The sequence below is a fragment of the Burkholderia pyrrocinia genome, from assembly GCF_022809715.1.
Taxonomy (GTDB): Bacteria; Pseudomonadota; Gammaproteobacteria; order Burkholderiales; family Burkholderiaceae; genus Burkholderia; species Burkholderia pyrrocinia_C.
In genome coordinates this window covers 2497367-2515783 of the sequence record NZ_CP094459.1, presented here as the reverse complement: position 1 = coordinate 2515783, position 18417 = coordinate 2497367, and the positions used below count along the sequence as shown (strand labels likewise).

At 68.3% G+C, this 18417-nt stretch carries 15 protein-coding genes and 1 tRNA gene; 12 read left to right on the top strand and 4 right to left on the bottom strand.

The features are described from left to right. Positions 1-45 precede the first annotated feature (45 nt). Positions 46-987: a LysR substrate-binding domain-containing protein gene (locus tag MRS60_RS11635; protein ID WP_243564723.1), complete on the bottom strand. Its 942-nt coding sequence runs from the start codon at positions 985-987 to the stop codon at positions 46-48. A 267-nt stretch (positions 988-1254) separates the two neighbouring features. Between MRS60_RS11635 and MRS60_RS11630 the strand changes: the two genes are divergently transcribed. Next, on the top strand, positions 1255-2295 hold the full coding sequence (locus MRS60_RS11630; RefSeq protein ID WP_243564722.1) for an alpha/beta hydrolase family protein: 1041 nt from the start codon (positions 1255-1257) through the stop codon (positions 2293-2295). 270 nt (positions 2296-2565) lie between these two features. Further along, positions 2566-3321 carry a 4'-phosphopantetheinyl transferase family protein gene (locus tag MRS60_RS11625; RefSeq protein ID WP_243564721.1) on the top strand — a complete coding sequence of 252 codons (756 nt, stop codon included), beginning with the start codon at positions 2566-2568 and terminating at the stop codon, positions 3319-3321. 21 nt (positions 3322-3342) lie between these two features. Here the strand turns inward: MRS60_RS11625 and MRS60_RS11620 are convergent, their stop codons facing one another. Beyond that, a complete protein-coding gene (locus tag MRS60_RS11620; RefSeq protein WP_034183517.1) occupies positions 3343-4263 on the bottom strand; it encodes a glutamate/aspartate ABC transporter substrate-binding protein in 921 nt (306 codons plus the stop codon). 215 nt (positions 4264-4478) lie between these two features. Between MRS60_RS11620 and hutH the strand changes: the two genes are divergently transcribed. The 10 genes from hutH (at position 4479) to MRS60_RS11570 (ending at position 17009) form a co-directional block, all read left to right on the top strand. Then, entirely contained in the window at positions 4479-6002 is a 1524-nt protein-coding gene (hutH, locus tag MRS60_RS11615) for a histidine ammonia-lyase (RefSeq protein ID WP_034183518.1), read from the top strand. 4 nt (positions 6003-6006) lie between these two features. Further along, the gene (gene hutC / locus MRS60_RS11610) at positions 6007-6702 is read left to right on the top strand and encodes a histidine utilization repressor (protein ID WP_105391883.1); all 696 of its coding nucleotides are present in this window, start codon (positions 6007-6009) and stop codon (positions 6700-6702) included. Between the two features lie 39 nt (positions 6703-6741). Next, positions 6742-8430: a urocanate hydratase gene (hutU, locus tag MRS60_RS11605; RefSeq protein ID WP_034183520.1), complete on the top strand. Its 1689-nt coding sequence runs from the start codon at positions 6742-6744 to the stop codon at positions 8428-8430. A 2-nt stretch (positions 8431-8432) separates the two neighbouring features. After that, entirely contained in the window at positions 8433-9056 is a 624-nt protein-coding gene (locus MRS60_RS11600; RefSeq protein ID WP_243564720.1) for a HutD/Ves family protein, read from the top strand. Positions 9057-9060: 4 nt separating this feature from the next. Next, a complete protein-coding gene (hutI, locus tag MRS60_RS11595) occupies positions 9061-10284 on the top strand; it encodes an imidazolonepropionase (protein ID WP_243564719.1) in 1224 nt (407 codons plus the stop codon). 152 nt (positions 10285-10436) lie between these two features. After that, positions 10437-11813: a formimidoylglutamate deiminase gene (locus MRS60_RS11590; RefSeq protein WP_243564718.1), complete on the top strand. Its 1377-nt coding sequence runs from the start codon at positions 10437-10439 to the stop codon at positions 11811-11813. 59 nt (positions 11814-11872) lie between these two features. After that, positions 11873-12670, top strand: a complete 798-nt coding sequence (gene hutG, locus MRS60_RS11585) for an N-formylglutamate deformylase (protein WP_243564717.1) — start codon at positions 11873-11875, stop codon at positions 12668-12670. A gap of 747 nt (positions 12671-13417) precedes the next feature. Continuing rightward, positions 13418-14224, top strand: coding sequence for a gamma-glutamyl-gamma-aminobutyrate hydrolase family protein (locus tag MRS60_RS11580; protein ID WP_243564716.1), 807 nt, complete (start codon positions 13418-13420; stop codon positions 14222-14224). Between the two features lie 12 nt (positions 14225-14236). Further along, positions 14237-15574, top strand: a complete 1338-nt coding sequence (locus tag MRS60_RS11575) for a glutamine synthetase family protein (protein ID WP_105391888.1) — start codon at positions 14237-14239, stop codon at positions 15572-15574. Between the two features lie 28 nt (positions 15575-15602). Next, entirely contained in the window at positions 15603-17009 is a 1407-nt protein-coding gene (locus tag MRS60_RS11570; protein WP_243564715.1) for an aspartate aminotransferase family protein, read from the top strand. 119 nt (positions 17010-17128) lie between these two features. Here the strand turns inward: MRS60_RS11570 and MRS60_RS11565 are convergent. After that, a tRNA-Val gene (locus tag MRS60_RS11565) sits at positions 17129-17203 on the bottom strand. 194 nt (positions 17204-17397) lie between these two features. Further along, positions 17398-18300 (bottom strand): LysR family transcriptional regulator, encoded by a 903-nt coding sequence (locus MRS60_RS11560; RefSeq protein WP_243564714.1) that lies wholly within the window; start codon positions 18298-18300, stop codon positions 17398-17400. Between the last annotated feature and the right edge of the window lie 117 nt (positions 18301-18417).

The window sequence follows — 18417 nt, the reverse complement described above, 5'->3', positions numbered from 1 at the left end:
CGGCGGCCGGCCGTGGTCACGGTCATCCGGAAAGCCTGCGCCGGCTTACGTCGACGCCATGTCGTGCGCGCGCATCGCGGTAGCGCATTCGGCCGCTTCGGCGAGCATCCAGTCGCGCACGTCGGCGACTTCGCGGCGCGGGGCCGGATCGTGCTGGAACAGCCAGTAGCCGTACGCATCCGACAGCGCTTGCGTGTGCGGCCCGAGCACCGCGAGCCGCCCGTCCGCGAGCATCGGCGAGACCAGCGCGAGCCGGCCGAGCGCGACACCCTGGCCCGCGATCGCGGCCTGGATCACCTGGTCGTACTGGTTGAAGCGCAGCACGCCTTTGGGGCGCGCGTCGCCGAGCCCGGCCGCGTGCAGGTGCGTGCGCCACTGCAATTGCGGTTGCGGCGGCCCGTCGAATTCGAGCAGCACGTGGTCGGCGATCGCGGCCGCGCTCGTGACCGGCCGCGCGGCGAGCGCGGGATGCGCGACCGGCACGACGATCTCGTCGAACAGGCGCAGCGCGCCGGCCGGCGCGCGGTCGCGCGGGCAATAGCGGATGCCGAGGTCGATGCCCTCGGCGCGCAAATCGAGTACCTTGTCGTTCGCGGCGACGCGCAGGTCGATCTCCGGCAGGCGCGCCTGCAGCCGCCCGAGTCGCGGAAGCAGCCACAGCGCGGTGACGCCGATGCTCGCGGTGATCGTGACGGGCTGGCGTTCGCGCGAGGCGGCGAGCGACGCGACGGTGTCCTGCAGGCTGTGCAGCGCCGCATCCGCGACGCGGAACAGCCGTTCGCCTTCCGGCGTGAACGCGATCTTCCGGTAGCCGCGCTGCAGCAGCACGACGCCGAGATGCGCTTCGAGCGCATGCACCTGGCGGCTGACCGCCGACTGCGTGACGCACAGGTCCTGCGCGGCGAGCGTGATGCTCATGCGGCGGCCGACGGCGACGAAACCGCGGACCAGGTCGAGCGACGGGAGGCGGACGAGAGGCGTTGACATGCGCGTGACTCATGCGAACGGAGCAGGAAGATTGGTTGAGAACGCGGCACGCGTCAAGTTCAATGGAGGCTGGCCGATGGGCGCGGGCGGTGGCTCGCGCCGGCTCGGAGCGTGAAGCACGGGGCCGGAGCGGGCGCTGAAGCGCTGACTCTGGCCGACCGCAAAGCATGGGACCAGAGTAAGCGCTAAAGCGCTAACTCTGGTCGACCGCGAAGCATGGGATCGCAGTAAGCGCTAAAGCGCTAACTGCGATCGACAGGAGACAGGATGACGATTTCGAACGAAGGAGACGGAGCGGCACCGGGCAGTCGCGCGGCGGGCGCGTTGCCGCCCGAGCCCGTGACGCTGCGCGCGGCCGACGGTTATGCATTGCGCGGCCATGTGTGGCGCCATCGCGGCGGCGGTGCGGCGCGGCCCGTGACGGTCGTCAATTGCGCGACGTCGGTGCGCTGCGACTATTACTTCCGTTTCGCGGCCTGGCTGTTCGCGCAGGGGCGCGACGTGCTCGTCTACGACTATCGCGGCATCGGCGGGTCGCGCCCGGCGCGGCTCGCGAAGCTGCGCGCGAACTGGCTCGACTGGGGGCAGCTCGATTGCGAGGCCGCGCTGCAATACGCACGCGACGCGTTTCCGGGCCAGCCGATCGACGTCGTCGCGCACAGCATCGGCGGCTGCGTGCTCGGGCTCGCGGCATCGAACGTGCACGTGCGGCATGCGGTGACCGTCGGCGCGCAGTATGCGTACTGGCGCGATTACCTGCCGGCCGAGCGGCGGCGCATGTGGTGGAAGTGGCATGTCGCGATGCCGGCGCTCGCGGCCGTGTTCGGCTACGTGCCCGCGAAGCGGCTCGGCTGGATGGAGGACACGCCGCGCGGCATCGCGCTGTCGTGGGCGCGTTCGCGGCCGCGTTTCGAGGACGGCTACGTCGGCGGCCTGTTCGAGGAAGGAGCAGTGAGCCGTGCGGCGCTGCCCGCGCGCTTCGCGGGGCTGTCGGCACCGATGCTCGCGATCGGTACCGATGACGACGCGTTCGGCACGATCGACGCAATCGAGCGGCTGGTCGGTTACTACACGGGCAGCGACGTCACGCACCTGCGGATTGCGCCGGCCGACATCGGCGTCGACGCGATCGGCCATTTCGCGTTTTTCCACAGCCGCTTCACCGACACGCTGTGGCCCGTCGCGCTGTACTGGCTGCAACACGGCGTGCTGCCGGCCGATGCGCCGGGCAGCGTGCACGCGCTGCATCCGGCGTTGCGTGCGCGGTTGACGGGTGGCGGCGTGCCGGGCGTTGCCGCGAACGGATGAAGCGGGGCGGCCGCGCAATGGGGTGCCTACGCGGCACGTTGTTGCGCGCGGCCTTCGAGTGTCGTTCGTGAAGCATCCGTCGTTCGGTACCGATCGCGAGCATCGGCGCAGACAGCCCCGCGAAGCGCGCGGGCAGCGCCGTGCGGCTCACGGCACCTTCCTCGAGCAGTTCGATGCGGGCGCGGCAATCCGCGTACACGCCGGTTCGTGCGCCGGCGCGATCGATTAACATCGGACGTTTCATTCCACAGCCCAGGCTGCCGCGTGCCGATGTCCCTTCCGTCCGATTCCGCTTTCCCGGTCGACACCCCCCGTGCGTGGCGCATGCATGCGCTCGACGTGCCGGCCGCCGCGTCCCGCGCCGGCGTGCGGATCGCGCGCATCGATTTCGACTGGCGCGTGCCGCTGGCGTCGCCCGCGTATGCGGCGCTCAGCGATGCCGAGCGTGCACGGGCCGCACGCTTCATGCGGCACGAGGATGCGGTGCGCAGCGCCGCGACGCGCGCCGCGCTGCGCGACGTGCTCGGCGCGGCCCTCGGTGTCGCGCCGCACGCGGTCGCGATCGTCGTCGACGAAGCGGGGCGGCCGTCGCCGGACCCCGCGCATGGCACGACGCTCGATTTCAACGTGTCGCACGCGGGCGATCATGCACTGCTCGCGTGGGTGCCCGCGGGCCGTGTCGGCGTCGACATCGAATCCTGCAGCCGCACGACCGACTGGCGTGCGCTGACGAGCGAAGTCTGCGCGCCGGCCGAGGCCGCGTATCTCGACGGCCTGCCGCCCGACGCGCGCGCCGGCGAATTCATGCGAGTCTGGTCCGCGAAGGAGGCGCTGCTCAAGGCGCTCGGCACCGGCATCGGCGGCGGGCTGCGCGCGTTCGCGGTCGTGCCGCCGCGCGATGCGGCGACACCGGCGACGACGATCGTCGAGCCGGCCGCGCCCGCCGCCGGCGTCGCGGCGTTCGACGCGGCGTGGGTCGACGCGGCGCCCGGCTACGCGGCATGCGTCGCGTGGACGCGCGCGTGAACCGGCGTCAACGAGCGGCGTTCATTCGAGCGGCGTGTCGTTCGGCGCCGCGTAGCGCGCCCTGATCACGTCGCTCATCGGGAAGTCGAACGACAGCCCCTTCGGCGGCACCGGCTTCATGAACCACTTGTCGTACAGCGCGTCGATCTCGCCGCGCTTCATCAGTTGCACGAGCACGCCGTCGACGAGCGCCTTGAACTGCGGATCGTCCTTGCGCAGCATGAACCCGTAGGCTTCCGACGACTGCGGCGTGCCGACGATCTGCCAGTCGGCCGGCTTCGCGGCGAGCTGGCGCACGCCCGCGAGCAGCACGTCGTCCATCATGTACGCGGCCGCGCGGCCCGATTCGAGCGTGAGGCGTCCTTCGCCGTAGTCCTTCGCGCTGATGACCTGCATGTTCAGCTTCTTTTCCTCGTTCATCTTGCGCAGCAGGCGTTCGGACGTCGTGCCCTGGTTCGTCACGACCGTCTTGCCGGCGAGGTCGGAGAAGTCGCGGATGCCCGACGTCGTGCGCGTGAGCAGGCGCGTCGTCGCGACGAAGAAGGTGGTCGAGAACGCGACCTGCGCATGGCGCGCGGCCAGGTTCGTGGTCACGCCGCATTCGAGGTCGACGGTGCCGTTCTGCACGAGCGGGATGCGGTTCTGCGACGTGACCGGGATGAAGCGCACCTGCAGGTCGGGCTTGCCGGTGCGCGCCTTCACCGCGGCGATCACGCGGTCGCACAGGTCCTGCGAGAAGCCGATCACCTTGCCGCCCGCGTCGACATAGGAGAACGGCACCGACGTTTCGCGATGGCCGATCGAGATCAGGTTGCTCTGCCGGATCTTCTCGAGCGTGCCCGACAGCGGCTCGGCGGCGAGCGATGCGCCGCACGCGAGCGTGCACGCGGCGACGAGCAGGCTGCGGCGGAACAGGGCGGCGAACCGCGGCGGGAAGGTCATGGCGGGGCTCCTTGGCGAATGGTGATCCGTATGTTGCCAAAGACAAAATAATTGCAACATATGTTAATGCCCGGGTTCTTCGGGCCGGCCCGTCAAGGCCACGCCGGACATCAGGGAAACTCCCAAGTCGAAATCGGCGAAAAACGGGTTGTCTAGACAAGTTTGGCTGGCTACACTTCAATCCATTCCGAACTTGTCTAGACAGGATTGCTCACATGATTACGTTGACTCCCGGCCATCTGACCCTCCCGCAACTGCGCCGGATCGCACGCGAATCCGTGCAACTGACGCTCGACCCGGCCAGCTTCGCGAAGATCGACGCCGGCGCGAAGGCCGTCGCCGACATCGCCGCGAAGGGCGAGCCGGCCTACGGCATCAACACGGGCTTCGGCCGCCTGGCCAGCACGCACATCCCGCACGACCAGCTCGAACTGCTGCAGAAGAACCTCGTGCTGTCGCACGCGGTCGGCGTCGGCGAGCCGATGGCGCGTTCGTCGGTGCGCCTGCTGATGGCGCTGAAGCTGTCGAGCCTCGGCCGCGGCCACTCGGGCATCCGCCGCGAAGTAATGGACGCGCTGATCAAGCTGTTCAACGCGGACGTGCTGCCGCTGATTCCGGTGAAGGGTTCGGTTGGCGCATCGGGCGACCTCGCGCCGCTCGCGCACATGTCGGCCGTGCTGCTCGGCGTCGGCGAAGTGTTCATCCGCGGCGAGCGTGCCAGCGCGCTCGACGGTCTGCGCGTCGCGGGCCTCGCGCCGCTGACGCTGCAGGCGAAGGAAGGTCTCGCGCTGCTGAACGGCACGCAGGCATCGACCGCGCTGGCGCTCGACAACATGTTCTCGATCGAAGACCTGTACCGCACCGCGCTCGTCGCGGGTGCGCTGTCGGTCGACGCGGCCGCCGGCTCGGTGAAGCCGTTCGACGCGCGCATCCACGAACTGCGCGGCCATCAAGGCCAGATCGACGCGGCCGCGTCGTACCGCGACCTGCTCGAAGGCTCGCCGATCAACCAGTCGCACCGCGACTGCGACAAGGTGCAGGATCCGTACAGCCTGCGTTGCCAGCCGCAGGTGATGGGCGCGTGCCTGGACCAGATGCGCCATGCGGCCGACGTGCTGCTGATCGAAGCGAACGCCGTGTCGGACAACCCGCTGATCTTCCCGGACACCGGCGAAGTGCTGTCGGGCGGCAACTTCCACGCCGAGCCGGTCGCGTTCGCAGCCGACAACCTCGCGCTGGCCGCAGCGGAAATCGGCGCGCTGGCCGAGCGCCGCATCGCGCTGCTGATCGACGCGACGCTGTCGGGCCTGCCCCCGTTCCTCGTGCGGGACGGCGGCGTGAACTCGGGCTTCATGATCGCGCACGTGACGGCCGCCGCGCTGGCGTCGGAAAACAAGACGCTCGCCCATCCGGCGTCGGTCGACTCGCTGCCGACTTCCGCGAACCAGGAAGACCACGTGTCGATGGCGACGTTCGCCGCGCGCAAGCTCGCCGACATCGCGGACAACACGAAGCACATCCTCGCGATCGAACTGCTGGCCGCCGCGCAGGGCGTCGACCTGCGCGCGCCGTATCACACGAGCCCGAAGCTGGCGCCCGCGATGGAAACGATCCGCAGCAAGGTCGCGCACTACGAGCTCGACCACTACTTCGCGCCGGACATCGCGGCGATCGCGCAGCTGGTCGGCGAACGCGCGTTCGCGAAGATCAGCCCGTTCTCGTTCGCATCGGAACAGTAAGCCGATGAGCGCGCCGGTCTACCAGGAGATCAAGGATTTCATCCTGGGCCGCATCCACGCCGGCGAGTGGGAGGAGGGCGACCAGGTGCCGTCCGAGAACGAGCTGGCGCGCGAGTTCAAGGTTGCGCGCATGACCGTCAACCGCGCGCTGCGCGAGTTGACGGCCGAGCAGGTGCTCACGCGCATGAAGGGCGCGGGCACCTACGTCGCGCGGCCGAAGTACGAGTCGACGCTGGTGGCGATCCGCAGCATCTCGGAGGAGGTCGGCGCGCGCGGGCATGCGTATCACGCCAGCGTGCTCGGCCTCGAGACGATCCGCGCCGACGAGGCGCTCGCCGACGAGATGCAGGTGGCCGTGCGCACGAAGCTGTTTCATTCGCAGGTGCTGCACTTCGAGAACGACGAGCCGGTGCAGCTCGAAGAACGATGGGTGAATCCGGCGGTCGCGCCGGATTACGCCGAGCAGGATTTCACGAACACGACGCCGAACCTGTACCTGATGCGCGCGGCTCCGCTGCAGCGCGTCGAGTACCGGATCGAAGCGGCGGCCCCGGCGCCGGAGCGGCGCGAGCAGCTGCGGATGGACGACGTCGAGCCGTGTCTGGTTTTACATCGGCGCACCTGGTCGCAGGGCGTCGTCGCCTCGGTGGCGAATCTGTGGCATCCCGGCAGCCGTTATCGCTTCACCGGGCATTTCTGATTCCTATTTGATATTCATTTTCCTTCGGGAGCAGTCGTCATGAACCATCCGAAACACATCGATCCCCGTCTCGATCCGACGCGCACGATCCGCGCGCCGCGCGGCAGCGAGAAGACCTGCAAGACCTGGCTGGCCGAAGCGGCCTACCGGATGATCCAGAACAACCTGGATCCGGAAGTCGCCGAGCATCCGCACGCGCTCGTCGTGTACGGCGGCATCGGCCGCGCGGCGCGCAACTGGGAATGCTACGACCAGATTCTCGCGTCGTTGAAGGATCTCGAAGAGAACGAGACGCTGCTGATTCAATCGGGCAAGCCGGTCGGTGTGTTCCGCACGCACAAGGATGCGCCGCGCGTGCTGCTCGCGAACTCGAACCTCGTGCCGCACTGGGCGACGTGGGATCACTTCCACGAACTCGACCGCAAGGGCCTGATGATGTACGGCCAGATGACGGCCGGCAGCTGGATCTACATCGGCAGCCAGGGCATCGTGCAGGGCACCTATGAAACGTTCTTCTCGGTTGCGAACCAGCACTTCAACGGCGATCCGTCGGGCCGCTGGATCCTGACGGGCGGCCTGGGCGGGATGGGCGGCGCGCAGCCGCTGGCCGCGACGATGGCCGGCTTCTCGATGATCGCGGTCGAATGCGACGAGACGCGTATCGACTTCCGCCTGAAGACGCGCTACGTCGACAAGAAGGCGACGACGCTCGACGAGGCGCTCGGCATGATCGACGAAGCGAAGCGCACGGGCAAGCCGGTGTCGATCGGCCTGCTCGGCAACGCAGCCGACGTGTTCGCGGAACTCGTCGAGCGCGGCATCACGCCGGATTGCGTGACCGACCAGACGAGCGCGCACGACCCGATCAACGGCTACCTGCCGCAGGGCTGGACCGTCGCGCAATGGCGCGAAGCGCAGAAGGTCGATCCGCAGAGCATCGTGAAGGTCGCGAAGCAGTCGATGGCCGTCCAGGTGCGCGCGATGCTGGCATTGCAGGACCGTGGCGCGGCGACGCTCGACTACGGCAACAACATCCGCCAGATGGCGCTGGAAATGGGCGTCGAGAACGCGTTCGACTTCCCGGGCTTCGTGCCGGCGTACATCCGCCCGCTGTTCTGCGAAGGCAAGGGCCCGTTCCGCTGGGTCGCGCTGTCCGGCGATCCGGAGGACATCTACAAGACCGACCAGAAGGTGAAGGAACTGATCCCCGACGATCCGCACCTGCACAACTGGCTCGACATGGCACGCGAGCGCATCGCGTTCCAGGGCCTGCCGGCACGGATCTGCTGGGTCGGCGTGAAGGATCGCTACCGTCTCGGCCAGGCGTTCAACGAGATGGTGAAGAACGGCGAACTGAAGGCACCGATCGTGATCGGCCGCGACCACCTCGACACGGGTTCGGTCGCAAGCCCGAACCGCGAGACGGAATCGATGAAGGACGGTTCGGACGCGGTCAGCGACTGGCCGCTGCTGAACGCACTGCTGAACACGGCAGGCGGCGCATCGTGGGTGTCGCTGCACCATGGCGGCGGCGTCGGCATGGGCTTCTCGCAGCACTCGGGCGTCGTGATCGTCGCCGACGGTACGGCTGAAGCGCACGAGCGTCTCGGCCGCGTGCTGCTGAACGACCCGGCGACGGGCGTGATGCGCCATGCGGATGCCGGCTACGAACTCGCGCAGCAGACGGCCCGTGAAGCCGGCCTGAAGCTGCCGATGCTCGGCCGCTGAGCATGACGGCGCTCGCTCAGGCGCCGGTAGACGTGACGCTGGCCGCCGCGATGATCCGCGCAGCGGATCTCGTCGCGTCGCCGTGGAAGAACGGCGGCGGCGTGACGCGCGAGATCGGCGCCTTTCCACCGGGCGCCGCGCTCGACGCATTCGCGTGGCGCGTGAGCGTCGCGGACGTCGGCGCGGCCGGGCCGTTCTCGCGTTTCGACGGGATCGACCGCACGCTCGTGCTGCTGTCCGGCGCGGGCATGACGCTTGTCGAAGCGGGCGGTGCACGTCACGTGCTCGATACGCCGCTGGCGCGCGCGGATTTCGCGGGCGAGACGGCGATCGACGCGACGCTGCACGACGGCGCGACGCGCGACTTCAACCTGATGACGCGCCGTTCGGCCGCGCGCGGCGCGCTCGACGTATGGCGCGCAGGCGCGCATCGCATCGAGCGTGCCGATACCGTGCTGCTGTTTTGCGCGACCGGTGCCGTCGGCGTCGAAATCGACGGCACGCACTACGCACTGGAAGAAATGGACACGCTGCGGCTCGATGGGCCGCGGCGTGCGTTTGACGTCGTCGTGAGCGGGGGCGGCGCGCTGCTTGCCGTCTCGCTCGCCGTCGGCGAACGAGGCTGAACGCATGAAACCGACTGTCTGGCATCACCTGAGGCTGTGTCCGCACGGCCATCCCGACGAGACGATCGACGATGCGGCGATCGCCGTCGACGAAACCGGCACGATCGCCTGGCTCGGCGCGTTGTCCGCGCTGCCGCACGATCATGCGCACTGGCAGCGCGAGGATCTGCACGGCGCGTGGGTGACGCCGGGCCTCGTCGACTGCCATACGCACCTCGTATACGGCGGCACGCGCGCTGACGAATTCGCGCAGCGCCTCGCGGGCGTAAGCTACGAGGAAATCGCACGGCAGGGCGGCGGGATCGTGTCGACGGTGCGCGCGACGCGCGCGGCCGACGAGACGACGCTGTTCGTGCAGGCCGCCGCGCGCCTGCAGCCGCTGCTCGCCGAAGGCGTGACCGCGATCGAGATCAAGTCGGGCTACGGGCTCGACCTCGCGAGCGAGCGCAAGATGCTGCGCGTCGCGCGCCAGCTCGGCGAACGCTTCCCGGTCAGCGTCTACACGACCTTCCTCGGCGCGCATGCGCTGCCGCCCGAATATGCGGGCCGCGCGGATGCATACATCGACGAAGTGTGCGAACGGATGCTGCCGACGCTGGCCGACGAGGGGCTCGTCGACGCGGTCGACGTGTTCTGCGAACGCATCGGCTTTTCGCTCGCGCAGACCGAGCGCGTGTTCGAGGCCGCGACGCGGCGCGGTTTGCCCGTGAAGCTGCATGCGGAGCAACTGTCGAACGCGGGCGGCACGGCACTCGCCGCGCGCTACCGCGCGCTGTCCGCCGACCACCTCGAATTTCTCGACGAAGCCGGCATCGAGGCGATGAAGGCGGCCGGTACGGTCGCCGTGCTGCTGCCCGGTGCGTACTACTTCATCCGCGAAACGCAAATGCCGCCGATCGAGCTGCTGCGCAAGCACGGCGTGCCGATCGCGCTCGCGACCGATCACAACCCCGGCACGTCGCCGCTCGAATCGCTGCTGCTGACGTTGAACATGGGCTGCACGCTGTTCCGCATGACGGTGCCCGAGGTGCTGCAGGGCGTCACGCGCCATGCGGCCGCGGCGCTCGGCCGCGCGGATCGGCACGGTGCGCTCGAGGTGGGGCGTCAGGCCGACTTTGCCGCGTGGTCGGTCGGTTCGCTGTCGGAGCTCGCCTACTGGATCGGCCGGCCGCTGTGCGAGCGGGTCGTGCGCGGCGGCGCGACCGTGTTTCGCCGGATGAACGGATAGATTTGCATGGGACCGGACCAGGCGCTGAAGCACGTGCGGTCCGGTCGACTGCAACGGGGCACGAGCCAGCGCCGATGCGCCGGCACCTGCCAACCGTGGAATGGGATCGGATCGAACGCTGGAGCGTCGATTCCGGTCAATGAGGACTCGCAATGACCGACACCATGTTGTTCGCGGACCATGCCTACCTGCCCGATGGCTGGCGCCGCAACGTGCTGCTGCGCTGGGACGCAGCCGGCACGCTGACCGAAGTGACGCCCGACACCGACGCACCGGCAGGCGTCGCGCGTGCGGCCGGGCCGGTGCTGCCCGGCATGCCGAACCTGCATTCGCACGCATTCCAGCGCGCGATGGCAGGGCTCACCGAATACCGCGCGAATCCCGCCGACAGCTTCTGGAGCTGGCGCGACCTGATGTACCGTTTCGCACTGAAGATCACGCCCGACGCGCTCGCGGCGGTCGCGCGCTGGCTGTATGTCGAGATGCTCAAGTGCGGCTACACGTCGGTGTGCGAATTCCACTACGTGCATCACGCGCAGGACGGTTCGCGCTATCCGCAGATCGCGGAACTCGGCACGCGCGTGGTCGACGCCGCGCGCTCGGCCGGCATCGGCATCACGATGCTGCCCGTGTCGTACCAGTTCGCGGGCTTCGGCAACAAGCCGCCGCGCGACGACCAGCGCCGCTTCATCAACACGCCCGAAGGCCTGCGCGAACTGCTCGACGCCATGCGTCGCGCCGCGCCCGAGCACGGCGGGCTGCGCTACGGCGTCGCGCCGCACTCGCTGCGCGCGGTGTCCGAGAACGGGCTGCGCGCGCTGCTCGACGGGCTGCCCGACGACGCGCCCGTGCATATCCATATCGCCGAGCAGACGGCCGAAGTCGACGATTGCGTCCGTACATACGGGGCGCGCCCCGTGCAATGGCTGCTCGATCGCTTCGACGTCGATGCGCGCTGGTGCCTTGTGCATGCGACGCACATCGACGCGGCCGAAACCGCAGCGCTCGCGAAGCGTCGCGCGGTCGCCGGCCTGTGCCTGACGACCGAAGCAAACCTCGGCGACGGTGTGTTCCCGGCCGTCGACTATCTCGCGCAGGGCGGGGTGATCGGCGTCGGCTCGGACAGCCACGCATCGGTCGACTGGCGCGCGGAACTGCGCCTGCTCGAATACGGGCAGCGGCTCGTGCACCGCGCGCGCAACGTGCTGGCGAGCGACACGCAGGCGCATGTCGCCGATCGCCTGTTCGATGCATCGCTCGCGGGCGGCGCGCAGGCCAGCGGGCGGCGCGTCGGTGCGCTGCGCGAAGGCTGCCGCGCCGACTGGCTCGTGCTCGATCCCGATCATCCGGCGATCGCCGAGCACGGCAGCGCGTCCTGGCTGTCGGGCATCGTGTTCGCCGAGCACGGCGAGACGCCCGTGCTCGACGTCTACACGGGCGGCGAGCGCGTCGTGAGCGGCCGCCGCCATCGCGACGAAACCGTCGCGTATGCAGACTACCGCGCCGCGCTGGCGCAACTGCTGCGCTGACGCGCGGCAACCGGCGCACGCCGCCCGCGTGCGCCGGCAGACTCTAACGGTGATGCGACATGACTGAACAACCGGCTGTAATTACGCTGAAGCAGGGCACGCTGCCGCTGCTGATCTCGATTCCGCACGCAGGCACGTACATCCCCGACGACATCGCCGCGACGATGACGCCCGACGCGCGCTTCGTCGACGATTGCGACTGGCATCTCGAGCGGCTGTACGGGTTCGCGGCGGGCCTCGGCGCATCGATCCTCGTGCCGTCGCATGCGCGTTACGTCGTCGACCTGAACCGTCCGCCCGACAACGAGAACCTGTATCCGGGGCAGGACACGACGGGGCTCGTGCCGGTCGATACGTTCGACAAGGCGCCGCTGTATCCGGCGAACGCGCTGCCCGGCAACGACGAGATCATGCGTCGCCGCGACCTTTACTGGCGTCCGTATCACGACGCGCTGCAGGGCGAAGTCGCGCGCCTGAAGCGCGAGCACGGCCGCGTGCTCGTGTGGGAGGCGCATTCGATCCGCTCGCACGTGCCGCGCTTCTTCGAAGGCCGCCTGCCGGACTTCAACTTCGGCACGTCGGGCGGCGCGAGCGCGGCGCCGGGTCTCGCGGAGGCACTGGCCGAGCGCGTGCTCGCACATGGCGGTTATACGGCCGTCGCGAACGGGCGCTTCAAGGGCGGCTACATCACGCGTCACTACGGCGTGCCTGACACCGGTGTAGAAGCCGTGCAGCTCGAGCTGTCGCAGATCACCTACATGGAAGAGATGCGTCCGTACGCGTACGACGAAGCGCGTGCAGCGCGGATCGTGCCGCTGCTGCAGACGCTCGTCGAAACCGCGCTCGCGTATCGCTGAGCACGGCCCGCCCGCTTGCGGCGGCGCGGCGGAGCAGCGGGCGACAGCCCGCCGGCGCGCAGTATCCGCGCCGACGCAATGCACAACACGGCATCGATCCCGGCGATCGATGCCGTTTTTTTTGTCTGATCGATATCGTCATCGGGACCTGAAAATTTGACGCAATTTTTAGGTGATATAAGCTGAATGTCAGGAAGTCGTCTCGCACGCGCACCGGCGGCGGAGCCATCGATCATGGTTGCACCGTGCCGGAATCCGTTGCGAGACACCTTGCCGACGTGTCGCCGCGCGGCATTGCCGCATGCGCTTCATCGCGACACGTGTTCTGCATCCGTCAGTCAGTCGAGTACGATCGTGAAAGCCGCCAGCCCTTCGATACGCCGGACCCGAAGTCCGTCGGCGGGCGCGCCGCCTCAGGCCGGGTCGATCCGGCATGCTGATCGCGGCACGCGTGCCGCCCCTTTACGCGAGCCTCGTTTCTTCGCTGTTTCCCATCGCGGCCTGCGCCGCTACAACCTCGTGACCGCGCAAGTGTTCAGCGCGGTGCAGTGCGACGGCAGCGCATCGTTGTTGCCCTAGCGTCCTTTTCCGCTTTCGTCCCGGGCCGCATCGCCTGTTGCCGCATCGTCCGCGCGGCGGGATCGCGCATGCCCATGCGTCGCGTCGTGGTGCGCGCGTGCGGTGCAACCGCGGACCCTTGTCGTCCCGCGCGCGAACGAGTTGCGCACGATCACCGGAGAAACGCCCATGCGTGTGCGCCCGATCGTAGCCGTCACCGCCGACCGCATCCTGCGCGGTGCGCATCCGAATCACACGGCGGGCGAGAAGTACCTTGCCGCGCTCGTCGACGGCGCAGGCGCGCTTGTGTTCGTGCTGCCCGCGCTCGGCGCGCGCCAGCCGGCCGATGCGATTGTCGCGGCGGTCGACGGGCTGCTGTTTACCGGCAGCTACTCGAACGTCGAGCCGCATCATTACGGCGGCACTGCGAGTACGCCCGACACGCTGCACGATCCCGCGCGCGATGCGACCGCGCTGCCGCTGATCCGCGCGGCGATCGACGCGGGCGTGCCGGTGCTCGCGATCTGCCGCGGCATGCAGGAGCTGAACGTCGCGTACGGCGGCACGCTGCATCAGCGGCTGCACGCGACGACCGGCTTCGACGACCATCGCGAGCGGGCGGCCGATCCGCTCGAACGGCAGTACGGCCCCGCGCACGTCGTGCAGCTCGCGCCGGGCGGCCTGCTGCAGCGGGTCGCGCGCGGCGCGCACGAGGCGACGGTCAATTCGCTGCACGACCAGGGCATCGAGCGTCTCGGCGCGGGGCTCGTCGTCGAAGCGAGCGCGCCCGACGGACTGGTCGAGGCCGTCAGCGTGCGCGGCGCGCGCGCATTCGCGCTCGGCGTGCAGTGGCATCCCGAATGGCGTTTCGCGGAACAGCCGCTGTCGCGCGACATCTTCGCGGCATTCGGCGCGGCGTGCCGCGCGCGCATGACGCATCGCATTCATGCGGCCGGCGGCGCGACGCCGTCGCCGGCCGCATCCGACGTCGACTGAAAGAGGCCGATCATGCAACCCGAACTGAGCGAATTCCTGCGACAACACCGCATCACCGAGGTCGAGGCGATCATTCCCGACATGGCCGGCATCGCGCGCGGCAAGATCATCCCGCGCAACAAATTCGAATCCGGCGAATCGATGCGGCTGCCGCAGGCCGTGATGGTGCAGACCGTCACCGGCGACTATCCGGAGGACGGCTCGCTGACCGGCGTGACCGATCCCGACATGGTGTGCGTGCCCGATCCGTCGACGATCTGCCTGATTCCGTGGGCTGTCGATCCGACCGCGCAGGTGATCCACGACTGCGTGCATTTCGACGGCTCGCCCGTCGAGATCTCGCCGCGCTACGTGCTGCGCCGCGTGCTCGAGCTGTACGACGCGAAGGGCTGGAAGCCCGTGGTCGCACCGGAACTTGAGTTCTATCTGGTCGACATGAACGCCGATCCCGACCTGCCGCTGCGTCCGCCGGTCGGCCGTACGGGGCGCGCGGAGACCGGCCGCCAGTCGTATTCGATCGAGGCCGTCAACGAGTTCGATCCGCTGTTCGAGGACATCTACGAGTACTGCGAGATGCAGGGCCTCGATATCGAGACGCTGATCCACGAAGTCGGCGCCGCGCAGATGGAGATCAATTTCGTGCACGGCGACGCGCTGCCGCTGGCCGACCAGGTGTTCCTGTTCAAGCGCACGGTGCGCGAGGCTGCGCTGCGGCACAACATGTACGCGACGTTCATGGCCAAGCCGATGGAAAACGAGCCGGGGTCCGCGATGCATATCCACCAGAGCCTTGCCGATGCGCGCACGGGGCGCAACCTGTTCGCCGACGAAGACGGCGCCGTGTCGCCGCTGTTCCACAGCTATCTCGCGGGGCTGCAGAAATACACGCCGGCGCTGATGCCGATCTTCGCGCCGTACATCAACTCGTATCGCCGGCTGTCGCGCTTCATGGCCGCGCCGATCAACGTGCAGTGGGGCTACGACAACCGCACGGTCGGCTTCCGCATCCCGCAGTCGAGCCCGGTGGCGCGACGCATCGAGAACCGGATTCCGGGCGTCGACTGCAACCCGTACCTCGCGTTCGCGGCGACGCTCGCCGCCGGTTATCTCGGCATGACGCAGCAGCTCGCGCCGACCGAGCCGATCGCATCGGACGGTTACGACCTGCCGTACCAGCTGCCGCGCAATCTCGAGGAGGGCATCTCGTTGATGGCCGCGTGCGAGCCGCTCGCCGGCATCCTCGGCGACAAGTTCGTGAAGGCCTACCTGGCGTTGAAGGAAACCGAATACGAAGCGTTCTTCCGCGTGATCAGCTCGTGGGAGCGCCGCCATCTGCTGCTGCACGTATGAGCGTGCGGCACTGCTTTACGGAGGAAACATGACCGACCGAAACGAAGCCGTTTCACCGCGACCGGCCGCGCACACGACCGCCGAATATCGCGCGCTCGACGCCGCGCACCACATCCACCCGTTCTCGGACATGGGCGCGCTGAACCGCGCGGGCAGCCGCGTGATCGTGAAGGCCGACGGCGTCTACCTGTGGGACTCGGATGGCAACAAGGTCATCGACGGGATGGCCGGCCTCTGGTGCGTGAACGTCGGCTACGGCCGCAAGGAACTCGCCGACGCCGCGTATCGCCAGCTGCAGGAACTGCCGTTCTACAACACCTTCTTCAAGACGACGCACCCGCCGGTGATCGAGCTTTCCGCGATGCTCGCGGAAGTGACGCCCGCCGGCTTCAACCACTTCTTCTACTGCAACAGCGGCTCGGAAGGCAACGACACCGTGCTGCGCCTCGTGCATCAGTACTGGCGCGTGCAGGGCAAGCCGCAGAAGAAATACGTGATCTCGCGCAAGAACGGCTACCACGGCTCGACGATCGCGGGCGCCACGCTCGGCGGCATGGGCTACATGCACGAGCAGATGCCGTCGAAGGTCGAGCACATCGTGCACATCGACCAGCCGTATTTCTTCGGCGAAGCGCAGCCGGGCGAAACGCCCGAGGCGTTCGGCCTCGCGCGCGCGCAGCAGCTCGAAGCGAAGATTCTCGAACTCGGCGCGGAGAACGTCGCGGCGTTCATCGGCGAGCCGTTCCAGGGCGCGGGCGGCGTGATCTTCCCGCCGTCGACGTACTGGCCGGAAATCCAGCGGATCTGCCGCAAGTACGACATCCTGCTGGTGGCCGACGAAGTGATCGGCGGTTTCGGCCGCACCGGCGAATGGTTCGCACACCAGCACTTCGGCTTCGAGCCGGACCTGATCACAATGGCGAAGGGCCTCACGTCGGGTTATGTGCCGATGGGTGCGGTCGGGATCCACGAGCGGGTGGCGCAGCCGATCATCGACAACGGCGAATTCAACCACGGTCTCACGTACTCGGGCCATCCGGTCGCCGCGGCCGTCGCGGTCGCGAACCTGAAGCTGCTGCGCGACGAAGGGATCGTCGAGCGCGTGAAGAGCGACATCGGTCCGTATTTCCAGCGCCGGCTGCGCGACGCGCTGGGCGACCATCCGATCGTCGGGGAGATTGCGGGAACGGGGCTGGTCGCGGGCGTTCAGCTTGCGCGCGACCGCGGCAGGCGCGAGCGGTTCGGTGCGGATGTCGATATCGGCACGATCTGCCGCGACTTCTGCTTCAACGGCAACCTGATCATGCGTGCGACCGGCGACCGGATGCTGCTGTCGCCGCCGCTCGTGATTCGCGAGGCGGAGGTCGACGAGATCGTCGACAAGGCGACGCGCGCGTTTGATGCGACGGCGGAGCGGGTGGGGTGCGCGCGGTAAGTTGGCGCCATATGGATGCGGTGCCGCGTCGGCACCGCTGTCCGGATGCGCGCGATTCGACGAGCGCGACGCCAAAACGAAAAGGGCCTGCGTCGTGAGACGCAGGCCCTTGAATTCTTTGGTGGGCGGTACTGGGATCGAACCAGTGACCCCTGCCGTGTGAAGGCAGTGCTCTACCGCTGAGCTAACCGCCCAAAGAAGCTGAAATTATGTCAGAGCTTTTGGGGTTCGTAAAGCCCTTTCTGCAAATTTTTTTCAGGCCCGCGCAACGATCGGTCAGCCGGCCGTCGACGGCTCGACGAGATCGAGGATCGAACCGTCGCGCGGTGCCGTTCGATTGACCGGCGTTCCGCATGTGGCATGCAGCATGCGCAATCCGGCCTCCTGCTCAGCCTGCGAGCGCGGGCAGTGCATCGATCGATGCGCGCACGTAGTCGGCGAAGCGCAGCGCCACCGGTTCGGCGGTGCCGCTGCGCTTCAGCGCGAGCGTGCGCGATTCGAGCGACGCGTCCTTCAGCGGCCGGAACGCGAGCCGGTCGCTTTTCACCTGCTGCAGCACGCGCGGCACCAGCGCGATGCCCATCCCGAACTCGATCATCGACAGGATCGTCTGCCACAGCCGCGCCTCGTGGCGGATCAGCGGGCTGAATCCGGCGTTTACGCACTGCGCGATGATCAGGTCGTGATAGTGCGGCGCGGCGTCGCGCGGAAACAGGATGAACGGTTCCGCCGCGAGCGCGGCGACCGCGACCTGCCTGCGGCGCGCGAGCGGATGCGCGGCCGGCAGGCAGCAGACGAACGGTTCCGCATAGACGGGCGCCGATTCGACCTCGGGCGGGAAGTGGCCCCAGTGCGCATAACCGAGATCGATCTGGCCGCGCTGGATCGCCTGCACTTGCGCGTGCGTGTTCATCTCGCTCAGCACGACCTCGACGCCCGGGTAGTCGGCCTCGAAGCGCCGCACCGCGTCGGGCAGCCCGCGATACAGCATCGAATGGACGAAGCCGATCCGCAGTCGGCCCGCGAGGCCCGACGCGGAGCGCACCGTCAGGCGCTCGGCCTCGGCCGCCTGCAGCAGCAGCCGGCGCGCTTCGCCGAGCAGCACCTCGCCCGCGTTGGTCAGCGCGACGGTCTTGTTGGTGCGCGAAAAGAGCTGCACGCCGAGCGCTTCCTCGAACTTGCGGATGTCGAAACTCAGCGCCGGCTGCGAGATGAACAGGCGCTTCGCCGCGCGCCCGAAATGCAGCTCCTCGGCAACCGCCACGAAGTAGCGCAACTGCCTCAGTTCCATGGTGTCTTCTCCCGGCGTCGGCATCGATAAGCGATATCTATCGTACCGGATAAATCCTGTATTGGACGCTTATCGATCGCGCGCCTACGCTCTGCGGAAGGCTTTGCACAAGGCTGG